Origin of the sequence: Pseudomonas sp. NPDC089741, from assembly GCF_044748825.1 — a bacterium.
GTDB lineage: Bacteria > Pseudomonadota > Gammaproteobacteria > Pseudomonadales > Pseudomonadaceae > Aquipseudomonas > Aquipseudomonas helmanticensis.
In genome coordinates, this window is the sequence record NZ_JBIVGT010000026.1 from 12,826 (window position 1) to 35,979 (window position 23,154).

The window sequence follows — 23,154 nt, forward strand, 5'->3', positions numbered from 1 at the left end:
GAACCTTCACCCGAAGAAATCGCCAACCTGCTGGAAAAACCGGTGGGTGAGGTCAAGCGCATGCTTGGCCTGAACGAACGGGTTTCTTCGGTCGACGTCTCGCTGGGTCCGGATTCGGATAAAACCCTGCTGGACACTCTCACCGACGATCGTCCTACCGATCCATGCGAACTGCTGCAGGATGACGACCTGTCGCAGAGCATCGATCAGTGGCTGTCGGAGCTGACCGACAAGCAGCGCGAGGTGGTTATTCGCCGCTTTGGTCTGCGCGGCCACGAGAGCAGTACGCTGGAAGATGTAGGCCTGGAGATCGGCCTGACCCGGGAACGGGTGCGGCAGATCCAGGTGGAAGGCCTCAAGCGCCTTCGCGAGATCCTCGAGAAGAATGGCCTGTCGAGCGAGTCGCTGTTCCAGTAAGCGCCTCACACGACCGCCCGCAAAAAGCCCCGACTGGTTCGGGGCTTTTTGTTGCCTGTATTCCATGTAGGAGCTGCCGAAGGCTGCGATCTGTTGATCTTGCTTTTAAGATCAAAAGATCGCAGCCTTCGGCAGCTCCTACATGGCGAGGGTTTGTAGCCTTGCGGTGTAAGCCTTGGCTTACTGTTTCGTAAGTGTTCGTTATTTTTACACTGTGGCAGACGGTGATCGTTCTCAAGCTAAGTATTTAACTTGTTGATTCGTATATCTATTTTTTAATGTGAAGGGCTTATGACGGCGCTTTTCGGCTCGGAGTGCCGATTGCTCTCACCAGGGAAAGCTCTAGTATTCAGGTTGTGTCGACGGACAGACACGCCCTTCAAGGAAGAGGGGAACGGACATCGCAGGACGCGATTCATCAGGACGATGAAAAGGAATACAGGGAATAGGGAAAAAATGTGGGCGGGTCATACCGCCCCTTTTTTTGCCTGCAGAAAAGCAAAAAGGCCCGTAAGGGCCTTTTTATCGAGCGCGGGACAGATCAGCGTTCGAGGTCTTTGATCTTGCCTTTGACGCCATCCCACTCTTCGGCATCCGGCAGCGATTCTTTCTTCTCGGTGATGTTCGGCCAGATTTCTGCAAGATCAACGTTCAGTTGAATGAATTCCTGCATGTCCTCTGGAACTTCATCTTCGGAGAAAATGGCCACAGCAGGGCATTCTGGTTCGCACAGTGCGCAGTCGATGCACTCATCCGGGTGAATCACCAGGAAGTTCGGGCCTTCGTAAAAGCAGTCCACCGGACAGACTTCTACGCAGTCGGTGTACTTGCACTTGATGCAGTTGTCGGTGACGACGAAGGTCATTTCTAATTTTCTCCTCAGGCGGCGGCAGCGTTGCCCCTTCACGGTTGGGGTCGCCAGGTTCGGGAGCGATATCTGCTGGCCAGGCTATTAGCCAGCAGCATCCCAAACCGCGCGAGATTCTAACAGCTTGAAGCCGTTTGCGTTATATCCGCTTCTTCAGTGCTTATATCCGGTTCTTCAGGGCATAGAGCATTTCGAGCGCACGGCGTGGCGTCAGGTCGTCCAGATCCAGTTTAGCCAGCTCATCGAGCACCGGGTGCGGCAGACTGGCGAACATGTCACTTTGTTGCGGCGTTGCCGGTTTGCCCTTGGCAGCGGGTTTCGGCGCTTCATGCGGCAAAGCGGTTTCTTCCAGACGACTCAGGTGCTCGCGGGCACGCACAATCACTTCGCTCGGCACGCCGGCCAGTTGTGCCACCGCCAGGCCATAACTCTGGCTGGCAGGCCCCGGCAGCACGTGATGCAGGAACACGATGCGTTCGTTGTGCTCGGTGGCATTGAGGTGCACGTTGGCCACCAGAGGCTCGGCTTCCGGCAACACGGTCAGTTCAAAGTAGTGAGTAGCGAACAGCGTGTACGCGCGTAACTGAGCCAAACGTTCAGCCGCCGCCCACGCCAGCGACAGACCGTCGAAGGTGCTGGTGCCGCGGCCGACTTCGTCCATCAGCACCAGACTGCGCTCGGTGGCGTTGTGCAGAATGTTGGCGGTCTCGCTCATTTCGACCATGAAAGTCGAACGGCCACCGGCCAAGTCATCGCTGGAACCGATCCGGGTGAAGATGCGGTCGACCAGCGACAACTCGCAACTGGCCGCCGGAACGAAACTGCCAATGTGCGCCAGCAGCACGATCAACGCGGTTTGGCGCATGTAGGTGGATTTACCGCCCATGTTCGGGCCGGTGATCACCAGCATGCGCGTGTTGTCATCAAGGCTCAGATCGTTGGCCACGAACGGCGTGGTGAGGACTTGCTCGACCACCGGGTGACGTCCCTGGGAAATGCGCATGCACGGCTCGCTGACGAAACGCGGGCAGTTCAGGTCAAGGTTCAGCGCGCGCTCGGCAAGGTTGCTCAGCACGTCGAGTTCGGCCAGCGCGCCGGCGGTGTCCTGCAACGGTGGCAACTGGCTGATCAGATCTTCCAGCAGCGCTTCATAAAGCATCTTCTCGCGGGCGAGGGCGCGGCTCTTGGCCGACAGCGCCTTGTCTTCGAACTCTTTCAGTTCCGGGGTGATGAAACGCTCGGCGCCTTTGAGGGTTTGCCGACGGATGTAGTCTGCCGGCGCTGACTCGGCCTGCTTGCTCGGCAACTCGATGAAGTAGCCGTGAATGCGGTTGTAACCGACTTTCAGGTGGCTCAGGCCGGTGCGGGCCTTCTCGCGGGCTTCGAGATCGATGAGGAACTGGCCGGCGTTTTCGCTCAGCGATTGCAGCTCGTCGAGTTCGCTGTCATAGCCGGTTTTCAACACGCCGCCGTCACGGATCACCGCTGGCGGGTTGTCGATGATGGCTTTTTCCAACAGCGCCGCCAGTTCCGGATAAGTGCTGGTGATTGTCGCCAAACCTTGCAGGTGCGGCGCTTCCAGATCGGTCATCGCCACTTGCAGCTCAGGCAGGGCGCCGAGCGCATCACGCAGGCGCGCCAGGTCACGAGGACGAGCATTACGCAGACCGATACGCGCCAGAATCCGCTCGATGTCGCCGATTTCCTTGAGCTGCGGTTGCAGTTTTTCGAAGCGGTAGCGGTCGAGCAGGCAAGTGATCGAGGTCTGGCGCGCCAGCAGCACGGTCAGATCGCGCAACGGCCGGTTCAGCCAACGGGTCAGCAAACGGCTGCCCATGGCGGTCTGGCAGCGGTCGACCACCGATTGCAGCGTGTTGTCGCGGCCACCGGCCAGGTTGGTGTCGAGTTCCAGGTTGCGGCGGCTCGCGCCGTCGAGCACCACGGTGTCGTCGAGACGTTCATGGCGCAGGCTGCGCAAATGCGGCAGGGCGGTGCGCTGGGTTTCCTTGGCGTAAGCCAGCAGGCAACCGGCAGCGCCGATGGCCAGGGTCAGGTTCTCGCAGCCGAAACCTTTGAGGTCTTGAGTGGAGAATTGCTGGCAGAGGCTCTTCAGTGCCGAATCACGCTCGAAATCCCACGGTGCGCGACGACTGACGCCACGGCGTTTTTCCGCCGGCAGGTCTCGTGGCCAGTCATCCGGGATCAGCAACTCGACCGGGTTGATCCGCTCCAGTTCCGCCAGCAGATTTTCCCAGCCTTTGATTTCCGACACGCTGAAGTTGCCGCTGGTGATGTCCAGCACGGCCAGGCCGAACAGACGCTCGTCACCCAGCAACGCGGCGATCAGGTTGTCGCGGCGCTCATCGAGCAGCGCCTCATCACTGACCGTACCCGGCGTGAGGATGCGCACCACCTGACGATCAACCGGGCCCTTGCTGGTGGCTGGGTCACCAACCTGCTCGCAAATCACCACGGACTCGCCAAGCTTGACCAGTTTCGCCAGATAGCCTTCCGCCGCGTGATAAGGAATCCCGCACATCGGAATCGCCTGCCCCGCCGACTGCCCACGCGCCGTCAACGTGATGTCGAGCAACTTGGCCGCCTTCTTCGCGTCTTCGTAGAAGATCTCGTAGAAGTCGCCCATGCGGTAGAACATCAGCTGATCCGGGTGCTGGTTCTTCAGGCGCCAGTACTGCTGCATCATCGGGGTGTGGGAGGACAGGTCGGAGACGGCTTTATTCATCGGATTGTCAGGAAACTCGTTGAAATGTGTGGGGCAAAAGCGTGGCGTTGGCCGGGCTTTTCCGCGATGGGCGCAAGATTACCATGGGCAGTCCACAGGACGCAGGTGCGAGGGCTGGGTGACAGCTTTCTGCATCAAAAACGCTGGTTATGCACAAAATATGCAAATCAGCATTTGTCTTAATAAAAAACTTCAAGCACTATGCGCGTTATGCAAAAACGCAACGTATCTACCGTCTTAAGAGCATTGCTCGATCAACACGGGATCTCCCCCACGGAGCTTCACCGTCGTACCGGCGTGCCGCAATCCACGCTCTCGCGAATTCTCAGCGGGAAGATCGTCGATCCTTCGGATAAACACATTTCGAAGATCGCCGAATACTTCGCCGTGAGCACCGATCAATTGCGCGGCCGCGCGGATGTCGCGTCTTCGGCTGCTGTCACGCGCGATGACGTGCACGCGGAACTCAAGGACATAATGCTGTGGGACGACGATACCCCTGTCGATGACGACGAGGTATCGGTGCCGTTTCTTCGCGAGGTTGAATTGGCAGCAGGATCAGGAAGATTCGTCATTGAAGAGAGCGAGCGCTCTAGCCTGCGCTTCGGCAAGCGCAGCCTGCGCCATAATGGTGTGCAGTTCGACCAGGCCAAATGCGTGACAGTGCGCGGCAACAGCATGTTGCCGGTGTTGCGTGATGGCGCCACCGTCGGCGTCAACGCAGGCAAGTGCGGCATCGGCGACATCATCGATGGCGACCTCTATGCGATCAATCACAATGGCCAGCTGCGCGTGAAGCAACTCTATCGCCTGCCGACCGGCATTCGTTTGCGCAGCTTCAACCGCGATGAACATCCGGACGAGGACTACAGCTTCCAGGAAATCCAGGAAGAACAGATCGTCATCCTTGGTCACGTCTTCTGGTGGGGCATGTACGCCCGCTAACCAGACCTCCTTCAGATAAAACCCGCCCTTCGGCGGGTTTTTTTTCGCCTCCAGCAAATCGCCAGGCCCTTGCATACTGGGGCTTTCATGCGTTTGCGCATTTCTTGTGCATAAATAAATGCATTTACGCATTGACTGTATATGCATCCATGCATATCCTTGCCACCAAGCCGCTCGACAAAGCGGCTGGAAACGAAAGCTCTTTAGTTCCACAAGAACAGGCAGCGATGAACCGGCCTCAACGGTTCAGAGGGTTGGCAACTGACCCGGGTGTGCAGCGTAAAGCACCAGAAGCAGTTATCCGGCGGGCAGGGACCGCGGTCGGAAAAACAATCTGAATGGACTCGTACCGCGCCAGTAGCGCCGAAAAGTCAGCTTCCTTCTTGAACACAGGATTTGAAGGAAGGCGAAGGAGTGCATTACTGAAAAGCCCGGTGCCTCACCGGGCTTTTTGGAATGCCTGTCTTACTGCTTCACAACCGCCCACCTCAAATGACAACACATTCAGGAGTATCAAATGAATCTCTATGCACTGGTTGAATACAGCAAGGTCGTTCAGTTGAAAGAAAGCAACGTCAGTCCGGATGCACCTGCTTCGCCCACGTCCGCTTGGGTAGATGTCACCGGAAATACAGAAATACGCGTTGGTTGGGGAGCGGCCTTCAACGGAGTCTGGACATTCACACCCCCAACAGATGAAGACTTGCGTAACGAAGCCGAACAACAGAAATGGCAATTGCTGAATGTCGCCGCCAACTGGCTACTGCTCAACTCGCTTCAGTTCAAAGTTGATCTCGGTATCGCGACAACGGAAGACCAGGCTCGTTTGCTGACTCACAAGCAGTATTGCATTGACGTCAGCGACATTGATAAGCAACCGGGTTACCCGGCAAACATCGTCTGGCCGGTAGCGCCGTACTGACAAACACACCAAGCCACTTCGTTCAAGAATTAGCCAAAAGGAAATTTGATGAATCGTTATGCACTCACAATTACGGCCATGGGTTACACCGTGGTTCTACAACTGGTGGACATTGATGGCGAGGCGCCAGCCGTACCGGGAGGAGAACCAACTGCTTCATGGCGCGATGTCACCGGTAACGAAACCGTTCAACCGGGAATGAAACTGGTGTGGGGGCCTTCCGGAAATGAATTTGCTGAAACGACGGTCCAGGAGCAGCAATTGTTTACGAGCGGTCGCATAGAACTTCGGTTGGACGACGCAACACGCTGGCTGAAATTCAACCCTTTGCAATACAAGTTGGATCTCGGTATCGCCACTGCGGCTGATGAAGCGACATTGGTAGCCTACAAGCAGTACTTCATCGCTGTCGGCGATGTAAAAAACCAGAACACATTTCCAACCATCAACTGGCCGGCCGCGCCCTTCTGATCGCCACTTTCAAAGCTTGTCTGTGGGAGCGCATTACTGAAAAGCCCGGCCACAGCGCCGGGCTTTTCGGAATGCCTACCTCAAGAGAAACCGATTGAACCCAACACACACCATTCATCCATCACACCAGGAGGCGTGACATGACAAACGAGCAACAAGCGTTGGCGGACATGCCGATCTGGCTGGTCATCCTCCTTGCCGTTGTCGGCGGGGTGTCCGGCGAAATGTGGCGCGCCGACAAAGAGGGCGCCCGTGGCTGGCCGCTGGTACGGCGTCTGGCATTGCGCTCCGGCGCCTGCATGATCTGCGGCGTGTCGGCGATCATGCTGCTGTATGCCGCCGGCATGTCGATCTGGGCAGCCGGCGCCTTCGGCTGCCTCACCGCGATGGCCGGGGCCGACGTCGCCATCGGTCTGTACGAACGCTGGGCCGCCAAGCGCATCGGCGTTTGCGAAGTTCCTCCGCGCGATTCGCCGACCGATCCATGATTCCCGCAAAGAGAAACGCTGAATATGAATGACGAAGATCTGGCCGCAATCAATCAATTGGTTGCGGCGCTGCAAATCCAGTCCGACAGTCAGACGGCATTGAGTGCCTCCATTCGATTGTTGGCGCAAAGCAACCAGGCACTGGTCGATTTGATCAAGAGTCGAGAGCCGGATCCCAACGCACCGTCCTACCTGGACGGTACACCTGCACCCTGACTGAACGCCGCTCGCAACGCCGAGACAGGTCCATCCGAGTAATACCCTCAACCCCGCTATTGCGGGTTTTTTTGTTCAATGGAGAACGCCAGATGTCGATTCTTACCCAAGGTACTCAAATTTTCGCCCTTGTTCCGCCAGCCGCAGGCACCGGCCCTTACACCGTACTGGAAATCGAACACGCCACTTCGTTCGATCCGGGCGGTGCCCCTGCAGAACAGATTGAAGACACCAGTCTCAACGCTGAAGAGCGCACCTATAAAAAAGGTCTGCGCACACCCGGTACCGCCAGCCTCGGCCTCAACGCCGACCCGACCAACGCTAGCCATATCCGTCTGCATCAATTGTCGGAAGCCGACGGTGATACCGGCATCAAATGGGTTGTGGGCTGGTCGGACGGCAAAGGTGTAGCGCCAACGGTGAATGCTCAGGGCAATGACTTCGAATTGCCAGCCACCCGTACCTGGTTCGCCTTCGACGGTTATGTGTCGGACTTCCCGTTCAACTTCGCCCTCAATACCGTGGTCACTACCACTGTCACTATTCAGCGTACCGGCGGTTCCGCCTGGATCAAGAAAGCCTGAGAGACGCCATGAACCTCAAACAACTGAAAGCCAAGGGCGGCATTGTCGATGGGCAGCCGATCAGGAAAGAGGTGAGCTGGACTCACTATGATGGCGAGTCGGGCAAGGAAATAACCGATACGTTCGTTCTGCATGTCCGCCGCCAATCGTTCGGTGTCATCGAGCGTCTGTTCGCTCAAGGCGAGAACGAGCAAAGCCGCAACGCGAGTTACATCGCCGCGTCGGTTTCGTTAGGCGCGGATGGTTCGGAAGCGCTGTCCTTTGATGACGCCTACAACCTTGAACCGTCTTTAGGGTTCTTATTGCTCAACGCAGTCAATGAGGTGAATGGCACCGGTGGGCATTCAACAAAAAACTGACCGCCGCCGATGAGTTCTGGCACGAGTTGGTGCTGAACGGAGTCGGCGGCCGGACGATTGCCGAAGCCAAGGAGCGCATGACCTATCATGAAGCTCTGGCTTGGGGTCGCTATATCGATAGATATGGTTCGCTACATACCGGCAGGCGGCTGGAGGCGAGTAGCGCGATGGTTGCGCTACAGACCCACCGACTGGGCGGCGGCCTGGCGGAACTGCTGGACTTCATGCCGCATGAGCAGCGTCAAGGGTTATCCCTTGAGCTCGCGATTGAGCAATGGCGATAGGCAGACAACTACATGACCCGTTTCGGCGGGTTTTTTTATAGCCCGGAGAAATGCACATGGCAGTTACTTCCTCAGCGGGTTTGACGCCGAACCTGGACGGCCTTGAACAAGCCTGGACTCAGGCGTCACGAATTACTGAACAAAAGCTGCGCCAAATGCAAAAGCAGATCGAGGATGCAGCGAAAAAAATTGGTGTGACGTTACATGCATCGGCCAGTTCGATTGCCCAAGCCAATGTCGCCACCTACGTCGATGTTCAAGAACAAGCCAGCAAGCGAACCAACTATTCAGACGATTTCGACAAGTTGCGCAGTAATGGTGCTCTTGCTGCCGCGCAGCTCGGAATTGGGTCGCGGGAAAGTGAGCGTGCGAAAGCGTTGAATGACATCGACCAGAAATATGCGTTGGCACGCAAGGCGCTGGACACGCCCACGGCGGGAGGCATTGCGCCTCAGGAAGGTGCCGATTACAGCGCGAAGCTCGGCGAGTTGAAAACCGAACACGAGCAGATGACTCTTCAGGTTCAAAGCAACTACGAGGCGATGACCGAGGCTCAGGGTAACTGGATCAACGGGGCCACTTCGGCCTGGGATGATTACCTGACCAGCTCCAACAATGTTGCAGCCAAATCCAAGGCAGTGTTTACCAATGCGTTCAACACCATGGGCGATGCGGTTTCGACATTTGCGCTGACAGGCAAGTTTTCGTTTTCCGATTTTGCCAAATCAGTGCTTGGAGACATGGCCAAACTGGCGGCTCAGACAGCGATGTCCAAAGGTCTGAGTTCGTTGTTCGGTCTGGTCGGAACGGCGGCGACGTCGCTGTTTGGTGGTGGTAGCGCACCTGGGGTAACGACCGCCAGAGTAGGGGCGGACACCACCCTATTCAACCCGGCTTTATCGCTTGGGTCGGATTTCAGATACACCGGATTCGCCAAGGGTGGTGCCTTTACAAACGGCGTTGCCACGGGGCCGATCCTGGCGCCGATGGCCATGTTTGGCGAAGCCGGAGCAGAAGCCATCATGCCGCTCAGTCGAGGTTCCGATGGCTCCCTCGGCGTGCAGGTGCAGGGTGGCGCATTGGGCGGTAACAGCAACCATCAAGTAGTCATCCAGCAAACCATCAATGTAGGTGACAGTTCGGGGGGGAGCGTAGCAGGCGACATGAACTCGCAAACCGTCGCCAAGGCCTACGCCGGTGCCGCCAAACTGGGTGCCGCCGAACAGATTGCTCGTGACCTTAAACCGGGTGGGCAGATCTGGTCCGCCATCAACGGCCGCTGACGATCAGCGGCTGCAACCACTCACGCCCGGAGGAAACATGAGCACGGAAACATTCAGCTGGCTTCCAAAAGTAGAGCCCGTCGGCAATGTCGAGTTTCGCCTCAAATCGGCGAAGTTTGGTGATGGCTATCAACAAGTGGCCGAAGACGGCATCAACAACAAAACACAATCCTGGCCGCTGACCTTCGTCGGTGACGAGGTGCGGATCAGATCCATTGTGCAGTTTCTTGATCGTCACGCCGGAGCCGTGCCTTTTTACTGGACGGCACCGTTGAGCGAGCCTGCCCTCTATCGCTGCAAAGGTTATCAACCGACTCCGATGGGCGCAGGTCTCTATACCTTGGTAGCCACCTTCGAGCAGGCATTTCACCCGTAAACCGGGATACGCCTGACGCCAAAACCACCCTGCCTTGCGCGGGGTTTTCTTTGCCCGGAGATTTAAATGTCCATTACTGCAGATATCCAGGCGCTGGAACCGGGTGCCTGGGTCGAGCTGTTTGAGCTCGATGCGACCAGCCTCGGAGCCGAGTTATATCGCTTCCATGGTTATCCACAGCAGGCCTCGATTTTCTGGCAAGGCCTGGAGTATTCACCCTGGCCCATTCAGGCCGAAGGCTTTGAGATGACCGGGCAGGGCACACAACCGACTCCATCGCTTTCGGTTGGTAACGTCGGTGGTTTCATCACTGCTCTGGTGTTGTATTTCGATGATCTGGTCGGGGCGCGGCTGATCCGTCATCGCACGTTGGGCAAGTACCTCGATGGTCAGCCTGAAGCCGATCCCGAAGAAGAACTGCCGCCAGATGTCTGGTTTATCGAGCGCAAGGTCAGTGAAGACAGTGAAGTGGTGAAGTTCGAACTCGCCAGTGCACTGGACTTCAACGGCGTACAACTTCCGCGTCGGCAAATCGTTGCCAATGTCTGCTGGTGGCTCAGTTGTGGTGGTTATCGCGGTCCGTACTGCGGCTACAACGGCGGCCCCGTGGCGGACGCCAATGACGTAATCGTCAGCGACGCGGCCAGGGACAAGTGCGGAGGACGCCTGAGCAGTTGCAAGCTGCGTTTTGGCGAAAACAATCCACTGCCATATGGCTCGTTTCCGGCGGCGGGTCTGATTCGGAGCTGATCATGAACAAGACCACACTGGCCGCCATCGAGCGTCATGCCATCGCGCAGTATCCCGACGAATGCTGCGGTTTGCTGATTCGCGAGGGACGCAAACAGCGTTATGTGCCGTGCCGCAATACTGCGACGACGCCCAGTGAACACTTTCGTCTGGCACCACAAGACTACGCGGCGGCCGAGGAGTGCGGCGAGATCCTCGCCGTCGTTCACAGTCATCCGGATTATCCGGCGACGGCCAGCGAGGCAGACCGGGTTTCTTGTGAGGCCTCTGGGTTGCCTTGGCACATTCTCGAAGTGCGCAAGGATGATGCGGGACGGGTTTGCAAGGGTGAACTGGTCACCATCACACCCAGTGGATATCTGGCGCCCTTGATTGGGCGCGCATTCGTCCACGGGGTACATGATTGCCTGAGCATCATTCTCGACTATTACCGACGAGAAATGGGTATCGAACTCGGTGACTACGACCGCGAGGACGGCTGGTGGGACAAAGGCGCAAATCTCTATCTGGAGAACCTGCCCGCCGCGGGTTTTGAACAGGTCAGCCAATTGCAGCAGGGCGATATCGTGCTGATGCAGATTCGTTCGCCGGTGCCCAACCATGCCGCCATTTATCTTGAAGATGGCGTACTCAAGACTGAGCCTGATCACTTCCCCGCGCCCGGTTCAATCCTGCATCACCTTTATGGGCGAGACAGCCGGCGCGATACCTATGGCGGATATTGGGCAGAAGTGACGGTGAGCTGTTGGCGGCATCAATCGAAAATTTCTCATCATCAGCCCCCTGACTCAATGACTGAAACCTGACTGGAGGTCTTCTCCTGGAGCTGTGAAATGCATCAGCAAAAACTTAGGACTATTCGCCTTTACGGCACCTTGGGTGCCAGTTTTGGTCGCGTGCACCGGCTGGCTGTGAACAACGCCGCGGAAGCCATTCATGCCTTGTGCATTCTGGTTCCGGGGTTCGAGCGCTTTCTGATGGAGTCCCGGGACCGGGGGCTTACGTACTCGATTTTCCTGGGCCGCGACAACATTGGCCAGGACCGGCTCAAAGTGCCGAGTGGCGCACTTGATATTCGTATTGCACCGATGGTTATTGGCAGCAAGCGAGCGGGCTCATTGCAGACGGTTGTCGGTGTCGTATTGATCGCCGCAGCAACATTTTTCACCGGTGGTTTTGCTGGTATTGCCGCTGGTGGTACCTGGGGAGCAGTGGGGTCTGTAGGCATATCCATGGTGATTGGGGGCGTCATGCAGATGCTTTCTCCACAAGCCAAAGGCCTGGGCGCCCAGGACGGCCCTGCCAATCGAGCCAGCTACAGTTTCAACGGCCCCACCAATACCAGTGCTCAAGGCAACCCGGTGGGCCTGCTTTACGGCCAGGCCATTGTCGGCAGCGCAGTGATCAGTGCCGGGATCTACGCGCAGGATCAACTGTAGCGAGCGGCTTTTTACTGCCGGAGAAATCTATGGCAATGCAAACAGATCAACAAAAAATTCAGACGGTCCTGTTATCCGGATCCCTGGCGCGATTGTTTGGGCGCAAGCATCGTGTGACAACTTCCGGCGGGTTTCGGGATGTCATGGGTTACTTCAAGCAGTTCTCCGGTTTCGAAAGATACATGAACGAAAGCGCTGGCAAAGGGCTTCGGTTTGCGCTGTTCAATGGTCGGGAAAATCTTTCGCAAGATGAACTGGGTAAGCCTACCGGCAAAGAGGTGCTGCGAATTGTGCCGGTCATTGCAGGATCAAAGCGCGCGGGATCACTTCAAACCATTGTCGGCAGTGTGATGATCGCTGCCGCATTCGTACTGTCGTTTACGCCATTCGCCGGTGCTTCACCTTTTCTGTATCAAATGGGAACCGCGATGGTGATCGGTGGTGTTTTGCAAATGCTGTCCCCCCAAGCTAAAGGCCTGGGGGCTCAGGACAGCCCCGCCCATCGCGCCAGCTACAGCTTCAACGGCCCGGTCAACACCAGCGCCCAAGGTAATCCGGTAGGTCTGTTGTATGGCCAGTTGGTCGTCGGCAGTTCCGTGATCAGCGCAGGTATCTACGCGCAGGATCAACTCTAGCGTTCGATCTTTTATTGACGTCCACCCAACCCGCCCTGTGCGGGTTTTATTTCGCCTGAAGGAAAGCCATGACTGACCTCATTCTCGCTGGCAGCAAAGGTGGCGGCGCCAAGCCGCGCCCCTCCGTGGAGGCGCCAGACAGCCTGCAAAGCACGGCTTACGCTCGTATCCTCGATCTCGTCAGCGAAGGCGAGATTGTCGGTCTGAAAAACGACGCCCGCTCAGTGTTTCTGGATGAAACACCGCTGGCCAACGACGACGGTAGCCTGAACTTCAATGGCGTCACGCTGGATGTTCGTACCGGTAGCCAGGATCAGGCACATATCCCCGGTTTTCCCGCAGTGGAAAACGAGACGGTCGCAGCGGTCGAGTTGCGTAGTGATCAACCGTGGACCAAGGCCTTTACCAACCTGCAATTGTCGGCTGTGCGGATTCGTCTGGCGGTGGCGCGACTGGCGCAGACCAACACCAGCAACGGCGACACTAACGGTTATACAGTCAAATACGCGATCGATCTGGCCACCGATGGCGGTGCCTTCGTCGAAGTGCTGACGTCTGCGTTCAGTGGCAAAACCACCACCAAGTACGAGCGATCGCACCGTATCGATCTGCCTGCGGCCAAAAGTGGCTGGACCGTGCGAGTACGCCGGTTGACCCCCAATTCCACCAGCGGCGCCATTGCCGACACCACCAGTGTCGAATCGAGTACTGAGGTGATCGACGCCAAGTTGCGCTATCCCGGCTCGGCGATCATCGGTTTGCAATTTGATGCTTCGCAGTTTCAGTCGATTCCTTCACGTTCGTTTGAATTGCTCGGACGAATCATCCGGGTGCCCGGCAACTACGATCCGCAGAGCCGCACGTACAGCGGCATTTGGGACGGTACGTTCAAATCGGCCTGGACCGACAACCCGGCGTGGATTTACTACGATTTGCTGCTGCATCCGCGTTATGGCCTGGGCCATTTGCTCAATGCCGGTCAGGTGGATAAATGGGAGCTGTACCGCATCGGTCAGTATTGCGACCAGCCAGTCTCCGACGGCAAGGGCGGGACTGAACCGCGCTTCACCTGCAACCTGTATTTGTCGGTGCGTGCCGATGCCCTGAAGGTTTTGCAGGATCTGGCGACCACGTTTCGTGGCATGTCGTATTGGGGGGCGGGCTCGGTCATGGCAGTGGCCGACATGCCGGAAGACCCGGTGTACACCTACTCCAACGGCAACGTCATTGATGGCAAGTTCGTCTATGGCGGGTCGGCGAAAAAGACCCGGTTCACCGTGGCGCTGGTCAGTTGGAATGATCCGACGGACTTCTACCGGCAGAAGGTTCAGTACGTCGATGATGCTGATGGTATCGCTCGCTATGGTGTACAGCAGACGGAGATCACTGCGACCGGTTGTACGTCTCAGGCCCAGGCCCAACGCATTGGTAAGTGGGCACTGCTGACCAATCGCCTGGAAACTGAAAGTGTCACTTTCTCGGTCGGTCTGGACGGGACGCTGGCGCGTCCGGGGCAAATTATCCGTGTGGCTGACAACGACCGTGCCGGCCGACGGATTGGTGGTCGCCTGCGTGGTGCAACACTCGATACGCTGACCCTGGATGCCCACGTGACCGCCGAAGCTGGCGATACTCTCACCTTGGTCATGCCGACCGGCAAAGCCGTATCACGTGTGATCAAGTCAGTGAGTATCAGTGGCGAGGCGCAGCGTGTGGTCCTTACTCAGCCTTTGAGCGAGTTGCCGCCGGCGCAGTCGATGTGGGCCATTGATTCCGTTTCTCTGGCTGCACAGCAATTTCGCGTGTTGTCGATTGCTGAAGACTTCACCGACACTGAAATCAAGTACAGCATCAGCGCCGTCAAACATGTGCCGAGCAAGTACGGCGCAATCGACAACGGCTCCCGCATCGAGCGCCCCCCTGTCACGGTCATACCGCCAGGCGTTCAGGCGCCGCCGACTTCAGTCACGATCAGCAATAACCACTTCGTCGATCAGGGCAGTGCAGTCGGTGTGATGACCATCGAGTGGGCGCGCCCGGCCAACGCCATTGCATATGAAGTTTACTGGCGCAAGAACGACAGTGAATGGGTGTATGCCGGTCGAACCGGCGGTTCGTCGATGGAGGTACGCGGCATTTATGCCGGGCGTTACGTGGCCAAAGTGCGAGCCATCAACGCGCTGGACATCGGTTCGATCTATGCGACTTCGGTGGAAACGCAACTCTCCGGGAAAACCACGCCACCGCCTTCAGTGACGTTCCTCAAGGCTGACAGCCTGCTGTTCGGTATCGGCCTGAAGTGGGAGTTTCCGGCGGGCGCTGAAGACACGCAGCGAACCGAAATCTGGTACGGGCCAACGGCAAATCTTGAAGCCGCTACCAAGCTGGCCGACCTGGCGTATCCGCAAAGTGATTACACGATGCAGAGCCTGTTGGCCGGTTCGTCGTTCTTCTTCTGGGCGAGGCTGGTCGATCGTACGGGCAATATCGGGCCGTGGTATCCGACTGGCAACGGGGTGCTGGGGCAAGCCAGTTCGGAGGCTGGACCGATTCTCGACATGCTCGCGGGCAAGATCTCGCAGACCGAACTGGGGAAAGATCTGCTCGGTGAAATCGAGAAAATTCCCGGTTTGCAAAGTCGGGTTGATGCCCTGGATGAAAGCTATGATCCGACGAGGACATATGCGAAATATGCCGTCGTCCGTCAGGGCGATCGCTTGTATCAGGCCAAGGCGCTGGTCCCCGTCAATCTGCCACCGCCGAACGCCGAGTATTGGGTCGATGTAGGGCAAACGGTCGAGACTGCCACTGGACTGGTTCAGCAGGTCGGGACCAACACCGCTGATATCAATAAGATCGATGGCGCACTGACGGCTCAGGCTGCTGCATTCCAGGCGCTGCGCGCCGCATCGCGAGATGATAACGGTGAAGGCGAGTTGGCAGATGCGCTCAAAGGGTGGACCAGTACGGCGGCCATCGCCGTCGAAAGCAGTGTCAGGGCGTCGCAGAATGAGGCCACGGCGCAGCGTCTTTCAACCGTTGAGGTCACCACTGATCTGAACACGGCAATTGTCACTTCGCTCGAAAAAGCGGTGACAACCACTAACGCTGCGACAGCCTCGAAAATTGACCAGTTGACCGCACAGGTCGGGCAAAACAGTGCGACCGTGAGGGAGACCGCAACTGCACTGGCGGATACCAGCGGTAAGTTGTCGACTTTGTGGTCGGTGAAAATGGACACGACTGCAGGTGGCCAGAAATATGCGGCGTCGTTCGGCCTAGGTCTTCAGGTTGATCCATCCGGTGTTTCATCGCAGTTCGTCGTGCGTGCGGACACCTTCATGTTGTTAAACCTGGCCAAAGGCACGCCGACTTCACCGTTCACGGTCGCTGGTAATCAGACGTTCATCAATTCCGCTTTCATCCAGGACGGCACGATCACAAACGCAAAAATTGGCAATGTCATCCAATCCACGGCATTAGCCAACAATGGCACTCCCATCTGGACGCTGGACAAGGGCGGACGATGGACGGTGGTGGATCAGGCCGGCACGGTTCGGGTTGAAATGGGGATGCTCTCAACATGACATTCGGATTTAGAACGTTCGACGCGCAGGGAAGAATATCCATTGATGTGACTGATCGGGCACTGAGAGTCATTCACTCGATGCCCGTAAAGTTTGCCGATTCTGGAACTTTTGCTTTGCCTGGTTTCAACTCAAACAATGCAACTGCCTATGTGGTCGGCAACGAGGTCAATAAGCGTCCGGTGTGGGCATTTATGCGCGATGGCTATGTCGAGTGGGGATTCTACGGGTGGTGGAGCAATGCTTACCACACCGCCGGAACACTCTATGTGGTAGCGAAATCATGAGTAATTTTGGACTGCTTGTGCGTAATGCTGGCGGCGCGACCATTATCGACAGCAAGTTCCATAATCTTGGAATTTTGCTGGAGCAAAACATAGCGGTCAGTACGAGTGCCGTGTATCAGTTGGCCTTTCCATATCCGGTGACCTCGGCAGCTCCGCCCATTCTGGCTGTCAGGGCATGGGACAATCCTGCGCTGTTCTATGACAGCGTCCAGTATCTGGGCGGGCCGGGAAATTGGACCGGAGCGGTATTGACCTTTATTGGTAACGGCGGACATACATCCCAGAACATTGCCATACGCGTTTATGCCTATAACCTTCGTTCCGTCAGCGGTTATGGAATGCGCGTGCGTAATGAACGCGGGGAAGTCGTGTTTGATTCTCTGCTTCGCCCTCCTGTCTTTGAAAGAGAGTTGGGGGGCTCTCCCCAGGATTGGATACTGGTCTCCGGACAGCCGATCGCGGGTGCTGCACGCATGGATATCTATCGTCCCGCTTCATGGATCACCAGCTCGAATACCTATCTGGCTGTCGGAATGGCGCTTGATGTCGAGCTGGGGCAAGTGGCAGTCAATGGCGTGACAGTCAACGCGATCACTTATATTCGATGGGGGTTCGCTGCCAATGGCGAACCCAGATTGATGCTCGATTCACGTACCGGCTTCACTACGAATTATCCGGGGATTCCCCAAGCTATCTACTATTCGATGCCGGCCATTCCGATTATCAAAGAATAGCAGTCCCTTGCTTGATAGGCGGACACGTATGTCTTTTGTCCGGTCGTTGCCGCGTTCTGCAATTTTCTAACAATCCTGGAGTACATATGCCCTGGTATAAAACTGGAACAGTCACTGTCGTCCAGAATTCAACCACCGTCACCGGTAGCGGCACTGCGTTCATTGCCAACAGCCGTGTAGGTGATGCTTTTCGAGGCCCCGATGGGGGATGGTACGAAGTCATTAATATTGCCAGCGACACGGCGCTATCCATTGCACCGGAATACCGCAGCAGCTCCGCGAGCGGGCCGTATACGCTGGCGCCCATGCAAGGCTACGTCAAGGATTCTGCGGATCAATTGCGCACCATCGTCAATCAGTATGGAGCGAAGCTTGCGGGGCTTGGCGCAACCGCCAATTTCGATGTACTGCCAGTTTCCAGAGGGGGAACCAGTAGCACAACGCCCGCCGCAGCTCGCGCTGCTCTGGAGCTGGGCAGTGCCGCTTCAGCCACCCTTCAAACCACTCTCAGCGATACGACTGCCGGGCGCGTCATGCAAGTCGGAGCGTTCGGCATCGGCGGTGACACCCCGGTCTACGCTGGAAATATCGATGACGTGGCGTCTGTTCCTGCAGGTCGTTGTTTTGTCATCAATACCAGCACCGGGGTGAAGCCGCCCAATTCAAATTATGGCCTGATGGACACCATCAAGCTTGTTGGCCAACCAGTGCATCAGGTCTGGCACGAAGTCGATGGCATTGCTGCCGGCGGCACCAAGCGCAGTTGGGAGCGTGATCAGTACGGTACCGGCGCCTTCGGCGCATGGCGCATGGTTTACCGACAGAACAACATTCTCGGCGTCGTTTCGGGAGCCGGTGTGCCTACCGGAGCCATTATCGAGCGGGGGGCCAATGCCAATGGTGAGTACACCAAATTCGCCGATGGCACACTTGTCTGCTGGAAGGTGATTGCCACCAACTCGACGGGTACCTACGCGGTGGGCGCATTGTTCGGTAGTGATGCGTATGCGCCGGGTGCCTATCCTTCAGCATTCGCGTCGATACCTACCGTGACGTCCGCAGCGATTGGCAGGGTAAACGTCGATTGCGTCATGGCCAGCGCCTGGATCCCCCCGTCGATCGCCAACTGGGGCGCCTGGCGCGCCATCGCTACAACGAACGCAGCCTCGGCTGCGCAAATCAATTTGATCGCAATAGGCAGGTGGTATTGATGAACATTGTTCTGTCTCCGCAACGCAGAGAGGATGCTCTGACGCTGCACAAGTCGGGCGCGCTGATCACGGTGAACGGCGAAACGTTCGATTTTTCGCGGTTGTCCGACGGCGACACGCTACCGCGAGCCGCAATCGACTCTGAATGGTTCGTGGGTGACGTTTTCCACGAGAACGGCCATTTGACCCTTCACCTGTTGCTGCCGATCCCGGCCGATTACAGTCAGGCGCAAGCGTTTCCTGCCGACCTGATCGATATTCCTGACGGTGACGTGGCATTGCCACAGCCTTTGCCGCAAGAGGTGGTTGAAGTATGAATATCGACTGGTCGCAATTGATCACCAAAGCCATGAAAGAGACAGCGGCTGCCGCAGCACGATTGACCGAAGCTCAAGCACTGCTCAAGAGCAAAAACGAGGTGGCAGCAGCACAGGTCGCTCGTATTCAGGATCGGATCGACACCCTCGGTTACGGCATCGATCTGGGGGAGGCGACGACTGAAGATAAGGCGGAACAGCAAGCACTGCTTGGCAACCTGAAACAGTGGAAAGCCTACAAGTACAGCTTGGGCAAAGTGATCACACAAGCTGCCTGGCCCGTGACGCCAGAGTGGCCTGTCCAGCCCGATGTTCCGATGATAGTGGGTGACCCGGCCTTGCCGCCGGGCTGACTGGCTTTCTGATAGCTACCTGATTGAAATCGTCTTAAACACCTCATACCGCCGAGTGCGGTTTTTTTTCGCTTAAAAAAGGACTGCACCATGCCATGGCTTAGAACAGGTACGGTCAATGTCACCAACAATTCGCCCGCGGTCATTGGCCTCAACGTTGATTTCGTGACTAACGTCCGGGTGGGCGACGCCTTCGTCGGACCGGATGGACGACAATATGAAGTGAGCAATATCGCCAGTCCGGCGATGTTGTCGATCACCCCGGTTTACCAGGGAACGACGGCCAACGCTGCGGCCTATTCGATCATGCCCGTGCAGGGCTATCCCAAGGCACTGGCCGATGCATTCAACAACCTTAACGTTCAGTACGGCCCGAAGCTGGCAGCACTGGGTGACGCGAGTGGTTTCGATGTCCTGCCGGTGCGAAATGGTGGCACCGGAGGAACGGATCTTGTTTCTGCTCGCCAGGGCCTTGGCCTGGGTGCAGTCGCAACCGACACCATTGTGCCCATCGTACGTGGCGGAACCGGCGCGACGGATGCCGCCTCGGCGCGCTTGGCGCTTGGACTCGGTGCTGTGGCAACGGACGCTGTTGTACCGGTAGCACGAGGTGGCACGGGTGGAAACTCCCCGGCAACCGCTCGGTCGGGCCTCGGACTGGGCAGTGCTGCCGTTGCCGCGTTGGTCGGAACGGTCAGCCAGGACAAAGGCGTTCCAACCGGAGCCGTCATTGAGCGCGGCGCCAATGCCAACGGTGAATACGTCAAGTTTGCCGACGGCACGTTGATTTGCACCCTCAGCAACAAGGGCGGCGCAGTGTTTAACAACCCGTCCAACATGGGCTTCAACTGGTCTTATCCGATGCCCTTCGTGACGCTGGGATTTGTCATTGGGAATCTGGTTGGAGTATTGGGTGTGACTAGGGCGGTAACCAGCGTCAGCGCCTATAGCAGAGGGCTCGGTTTTGCCAGCATCTGCGCTTTCAGCCTTGGTCAGTTCGTACAAGGAGACGAGCTAATAGTCTCCTTTGACTGCTTCGCCATCGGCCGGTGGTTCTAAGCAAAACCCAGACTGAAAACTGCGGCTGGGGTTCCTCGTTAAATCGGGTTGAGTACAGGCGCTGACCTGCGACCGCCCCCACTCGGTACTTCCTCATGAAAATGACCCCTCTGGTCACGCAATTGCGTGCTCAGTGCCCGACGCTGGGCAATCGAATCACCGTGGGCATTGACGTCGCTGCACTGCAAGCCGATGCGGCGCTACAAATTCCGTGCGCCAGCATCACATCGCTGGCCGATGCAGCCAACAACAGCACCTCACAAAACCTCACCACCCAACCGATCCGCGACCGCTTCGAAATCGTCCTGGCGCTTGACGCCAGCGACGCTACAAAAGCGCTGGATCTGTTGCATGACCTGCGTGCCGAGTTGTGGCGCGCATTGGTTGGGTTCAAGCCGGACAAAGACTACAGCGCCATCGCTTATGACGGCGGCGAGCTGGTCTCGATCAACAGCAGCCGGGCTTTCTATCGGCTGCGCTTTTTTGCCGAGTTCCAGCTCGGCCGCAATCTGCCAAGTCAGCCTGCGGAGAGTTGGCACGAACGCGAACTGGACGGTTTGTCGTCCTTTACCGGGGCCACCGTGCGGGTCGATGCGATCGACCCGGCCGATCCCAACCTGAAACGCCCGGGCCCCGATGGGCGCGTGGAAATGACTTTCTCTGGAGACGTAACCCCATGAGCAATCGCATCACCGTATTGCCGGCCGCCGGCCGCGCCGTACCTGACCCGGAGGCCGGCGATCTGCTGCCCCTCGAAGGCCGTGAAGTGCTGGACAGCGCCTGGTGGCGCCGACGTCTGGCCGACGGCGATATCACAATCAAAACCGCAAAAGCGGCTAAACCACAGGGAGCCAAATAATGGCGATCGGATTCAGCAACATCCCCGCGGACATTCGTGTACCGCTGTTCTATGCCGAAATGGACAACTCGGCCGCCAATAGCGCGAGTTCGACCATGCGCCGTTTGATCGTGGCTCAGGTCAACGACAACATCGCACCGACTGAAGTCGGCAAACTGGTGTTGGTGTCCAGCGTTGCGCTGGCGAAAAGCATCGGCGGCCAAGGCTCGATGCTCGCCTCGATGTACGAGACCTTCCGCAAGGCCGACCCGATCGGCGAGATCTGGTGCCTGCCGCTGCACAACGCTGAAGGCGCCGTCGCCAAAGGCGTGTTGACCCTCACCGGCACCGCGACCCAGGCCGGTCTGCTCAATCTCTACGTCGGTGGCGTGCGTGTGCAAGCCACCGTGGTCAACGGTGGCACCGCAGCCCAAGCCGCCACCGCACTGGCGCAGAAAATCAACGCCACGGCCGACCTGCCGGTCAGCGCTGCCGCTGCCGAAGGTGTGGTCACCCTGAACGCCAAATGGACTGGCGACAGCGGCAACGACATCAGCCTGCAATTCAATCGCCTGGGCAAGAGCAACGGCGAAGAAACCCCGGCCGGCCTGACTGCTGCAATCACCGCCATGACCGGCGGCGCCGGTGTGCCGGATCAGGTTGAAGCGATCGCCGCACTGGGTGATGAACCGTTCGAATTCATCGCACTGCCATGGTCCGATCTGTCGACCCTCAACACCTGGCAAGCCGTCATGGATGACAGCACCGGTCGTTGGTCGTGGGCCAAGCAACTGTTCGGTCACGTCTACAGCGCCAAGCGCGGCACCGTCGGTACTCTGGTTGCTGCCGGCCAGGCACGCAACGACCAGCACATGACCATTCAGGCGCTGGAACCGGGCGTACCGCAACCGTTCTGGGTACAGGCTGCCGCACTGGCTGCACGCACCGCCGTGTTCATCTCCGCCGACGCCAGCCGTCCGACCCAAAGCGGCAGCCTGCCGGGCGTTGATCCGGCGCCGGCGAGCGAGCGCTTCACCCTGACCGAGCGTCAGTCGCTGCTCAACTACGGCATCGCCACCGCCTACTACGAAGGCGGTTACGTGCGTATCCAGCGCTCGATTACCACCTACCAGAAAAACGCTTACGGGCAGGCCGACAACTCCTACCTGGACAGCGAAACCATGCACCAGTCGGCGTTCATCGTGCGCCGTCTGCAAAGCGTGATCACCAGCAAATACGGCCGGCACAAACTGGCGTCCGACGGCACCCGCTTCGGCGCCGGCCAGCCGATCGTCACCCCGGCGACCATCCGTGGTGAGCTGATCGCCCAGTACGCCAAGCTCGAACTGGAAGGCCACGTGGAGAATGCCGAGCTGTTCGCCGAGCACCTGATCGTCGAGCGCGACGTGCAGGATCCGAGCCGCGTCAACGTGCTGTTCCCGCCGGATTACATCAACGGTCTGCGCGTGTTCGCACTGCTCAACCAATTCCGTCTGCAGTACGACGACGCGGCTTGATCAGCGCGTTTGACCACCAGCATTCAGCCCACCTCGCGTGGGCTTTTTTATTCAAGGGAGTAACACCATGGGTCAACTGATTGCAGGCACCTGCTACGTCAAGGTCGACGGCGCACAACTGACTATCAATGGCGGCTGCGAAGCCCCGCTGATGGCCGTCAAACGCGAAACCGTCGTGCCGGGTTTCTACAAGGAAACCGATATCGCACCGTCGTTCAAAGTGACTGCGCTGCACACCGCCGACTTCCCGCTGAAGAAGCTGATCGAAGGCACCGACATCACCGTCACCTGCGAATTCAGCAACGGCAAAGTCTACGTGCTGGCCGGCGCCTATCTGGTTGAAGAGCCAGTCTCCAAGGGCGATGACGCCACCATCGAACTGAAATTCGAAGGCATCAAGGGGACCTGGCAATGAGCGGCGCCGTGAAGCTTCAGGTTGCGAGCGAAGCTCACGGCGCGCCGCTGACCGAT

The 23,154-nt window shown here is 57.7% G+C and carries 28 protein-coding genes; 26 read left to right on the plus strand and 2 right to left on the minus strand.

Annotated features, from left to right (window positions below; all coding sequences use genetic code 11):
- On the plus strand, positions 1 to 417 hold a 417-nt coding region (locus tag ACIPZE_RS21120; protein WP_400775071.1), incomplete at its 5' end, for a sigma factor-like helix-turn-helix DNA-binding protein.
- Between the two features lie 541 nt (positions 418 to 958).
- Here the strand turns inward: ACIPZE_RS21120 and fdxA are convergent.
- Entirely contained in the window at positions 959 to 1,282 is a 324-nt protein-coding gene (fdxA, locus tag ACIPZE_RS21125; RefSeq protein WP_064393166.1) for a ferredoxin FdxA, read from the minus strand.
- Between the two features lie 163 nt (positions 1,283 to 1,445).
- Positions 1,446 to 4,028, minus strand: coding sequence for a DNA mismatch repair protein MutS (gene mutS, locus ACIPZE_RS21130; RefSeq protein ID WP_283437507.1), 2,583 nt, complete (start codon positions 4,026 to 4,028; stop codon positions 1,446 to 1,448).
- Positions 4,029 to 4,238: 210 nt separating this feature from the next.
- On the opposite strand from mutS, the gene ACIPZE_RS21135 reads away from it, so the two are divergent.
- From ACIPZE_RS21135 to ACIPZE_RS21255, 25 genes are all read left to right on the plus strand, one after another.
- Entirely contained in the window at positions 4,239 to 4,973 is a 735-nt protein-coding gene (locus ACIPZE_RS21135) for an XRE family transcriptional regulator (RefSeq protein ID WP_283437506.1), read from the plus strand.
- 517 nt (positions 4,974 to 5,490) lie between these two features.
- A complete protein-coding gene (locus ACIPZE_RS21140) occupies positions 5,491 to 5,895 on the plus strand; it encodes a tail fiber assembly protein (protein WP_283437505.1) in 405 nt (134 codons plus the stop codon).
- Positions 5,896 to 5,943: 48 nt separating this feature from the next.
- Positions 5,944 to 6,366, plus strand: a complete 423-nt coding sequence (locus tag ACIPZE_RS21145; RefSeq protein ID WP_283437504.1) for a tail fiber assembly protein — start codon at positions 5,944 to 5,946, stop codon at positions 6,364 to 6,366.
- A 140-nt stretch (positions 6,367 to 6,506) separates the two neighbouring features.
- The gene (locus ACIPZE_RS21150) at positions 6,507 to 6,854 is read left to right on the plus strand and encodes a phage holin family protein (RefSeq protein WP_283437503.1); all 348 of its coding nucleotides are present in this window, start codon (positions 6,507 to 6,509) and stop codon (positions 6,852 to 6,854) included.
- Positions 6,855 to 6,878: 24 nt separating this feature from the next.
- Positions 6,879 to 7,070, plus strand: coding sequence for a hypothetical protein (locus ACIPZE_RS21155; RefSeq protein WP_283437502.1), 192 nt, complete (start codon positions 6,879 to 6,881; stop codon positions 7,068 to 7,070).
- A 92-nt stretch (positions 7,071 to 7,162) separates the two neighbouring features.
- Positions 7,163 to 7,654, plus strand: a complete 492-nt coding sequence (locus tag ACIPZE_RS21160; protein WP_283437501.1) for a phage tail tube protein — start codon at positions 7,163 to 7,165, stop codon at positions 7,652 to 7,654.
- Positions 7,655 to 7,662: 8 nt separating this feature from the next.
- Complete coding sequence (locus ACIPZE_RS21165) at positions 7,663 to 8,013, plus strand: phage tail assembly chaperone family protein, TAC (protein WP_283437500.1); 351 nt, start codon at positions 7,663 to 7,665, stop codon at positions 8,011 to 8,013.
- Positions 8,014 to 8,042: 29 nt separating this feature from the next.
- The gene (locus ACIPZE_RS21170; RefSeq protein ID WP_283437499.1) at positions 8,043 to 8,297 is read left to right on the plus strand and encodes a hypothetical protein; all 255 of its coding nucleotides are present in this window, start codon (positions 8,043 to 8,045) and stop codon (positions 8,295 to 8,297) included.
- 56 nt (positions 8,298 to 8,353) lie between these two features.
- Complete coding sequence (locus ACIPZE_RS21175) at positions 8,354 to 9,580, plus strand: phage tail tape measure protein (protein WP_400775077.1); 1,227 nt, start codon at positions 8,354 to 8,356, stop codon at positions 9,578 to 9,580.
- 37 nt (positions 9,581 to 9,617) lie between these two features.
- Positions 9,618 to 9,956, plus strand: a complete 339-nt coding sequence (locus ACIPZE_RS21180) for a phage tail protein (RefSeq protein WP_400775079.1) — start codon at positions 9,618 to 9,620, stop codon at positions 9,954 to 9,956.
- A 66-nt stretch (positions 9,957 to 10,022) separates the two neighbouring features.
- Positions 10,023 to 10,706: a phage minor tail protein L gene (locus tag ACIPZE_RS21185; protein ID WP_283437497.1), complete on the plus strand. Its 684-nt coding sequence runs from the start codon at positions 10,023 to 10,025 to the stop codon at positions 10,704 to 10,706.
- Positions 10,707 to 10,708: 2 nt separating this feature from the next.
- A complete protein-coding gene (locus ACIPZE_RS21190) occupies positions 10,709 to 11,512 on the plus strand; it encodes a C40 family peptidase (protein ID WP_283437496.1) in 804 nt (267 codons plus the stop codon).
- Positions 11,513 to 11,539: 27 nt separating this feature from the next.
- Positions 11,540 to 12,145, plus strand: coding sequence for a tail assembly protein (locus tag ACIPZE_RS21195; protein ID WP_283437495.1), 606 nt, complete (start codon positions 11,540 to 11,542; stop codon positions 12,143 to 12,145).
- Between the two features lie 29 nt (positions 12,146 to 12,174).
- Entirely contained in the window at positions 12,175 to 12,780 is a 606-nt protein-coding gene (locus ACIPZE_RS21200) for a tail assembly protein (protein WP_283437494.1), read from the plus strand.
- Positions 12,781 to 12,848: 68 nt separating this feature from the next.
- Positions 12,849 to 16,367, plus strand: a complete 3,519-nt coding sequence (locus ACIPZE_RS21205; protein ID WP_400775084.1) for a phage tail protein — start codon at positions 12,849 to 12,851, stop codon at positions 16,365 to 16,367.
- Positions 16,364 to 16,654: a hypothetical protein gene (locus tag ACIPZE_RS21210; protein ID WP_283437492.1), complete on the plus strand. Its 291-nt coding sequence runs from the start codon at positions 16,364 to 16,366 to the stop codon at positions 16,652 to 16,654. The genes ACIPZE_RS21205 and ACIPZE_RS21210 overlap by 4 nt, the downstream gene beginning before the upstream one ends.
- Positions 16,651 to 17,388: a hypothetical protein gene (locus ACIPZE_RS21215; protein ID WP_283437491.1), complete on the plus strand. Its 738-nt coding sequence runs from the start codon at positions 16,651 to 16,653 to the stop codon at positions 17,386 to 17,388. The genes ACIPZE_RS21210 and ACIPZE_RS21215 overlap by 4 nt, the downstream gene beginning before the upstream one ends.
- Before the next feature lie 86 nt (positions 17,389 to 17,474).
- Complete coding sequence (locus tag ACIPZE_RS21220) at positions 17,475 to 18,599, plus strand: hypothetical protein (protein ID WP_283437490.1); 1,125 nt, start codon at positions 17,475 to 17,477, stop codon at positions 18,597 to 18,599.
- Positions 18,599 to 18,916, plus strand: coding sequence for a hypothetical protein (locus ACIPZE_RS21225; RefSeq protein WP_283437489.1), 318 nt, complete (start codon positions 18,599 to 18,601; stop codon positions 18,914 to 18,916). The genes ACIPZE_RS21220 and ACIPZE_RS21225 overlap by 1 nt, the downstream gene beginning before the upstream one ends.
- Positions 18,913 to 19,269: a phage tail protein gene (locus tag ACIPZE_RS21230; RefSeq protein WP_400775089.1), complete on the plus strand. Its 357-nt coding sequence runs from the start codon at positions 18,913 to 18,915 to the stop codon at positions 19,267 to 19,269. Before ACIPZE_RS21225 ends, ACIPZE_RS21230 begins: the two co-directional genes overlap by 4 nt.
- Before the next feature lie 90 nt (positions 19,270 to 19,359).
- Entirely contained in the window at positions 19,360 to 20,328 is a 969-nt protein-coding gene (locus ACIPZE_RS21235; RefSeq protein ID WP_283437487.1) for a hypothetical protein, read from the plus strand.
- Between the two features lie 95 nt (positions 20,329 to 20,423).
- A complete protein-coding gene (locus ACIPZE_RS21240) occupies positions 20,424 to 21,008 on the plus strand; it encodes a hypothetical protein (RefSeq protein ID WP_283437486.1) in 585 nt (194 codons plus the stop codon).
- Positions 21,005 to 21,187 carry a DUF2635 domain-containing protein gene (locus ACIPZE_RS21245; protein WP_129389937.1) on the plus strand — a complete coding sequence of 61 codons (183 nt, stop codon included), beginning with the start codon at positions 21,005 to 21,007 and terminating at the stop codon, positions 21,185 to 21,187. The genes ACIPZE_RS21240 and ACIPZE_RS21245 overlap by 4 nt, the downstream gene beginning before the upstream one ends.
- Positions 21,187 to 22,683 carry a phage tail sheath subtilisin-like domain-containing protein gene (locus ACIPZE_RS21250; protein ID WP_283437485.1) on the plus strand — a complete coding sequence of 499 codons (1,497 nt, stop codon included), beginning with the start codon at positions 21,187 to 21,189 and terminating at the stop codon, positions 22,681 to 22,683. Before ACIPZE_RS21245 ends, ACIPZE_RS21250 begins: the two co-directional genes overlap by 1 nt.
- A gap of 67 nt (positions 22,684 to 22,750) precedes the next feature.
- On the plus strand, positions 22,751 to 23,098 hold the full coding sequence (locus ACIPZE_RS21255) for a phage tail tube protein (RefSeq protein ID WP_007908779.1): 348 nt from the start codon (positions 22,751 to 22,753) through the stop codon (positions 23,096 to 23,098).
- Positions 23,099 to 23,154: the final 56 nt, after the last annotated feature.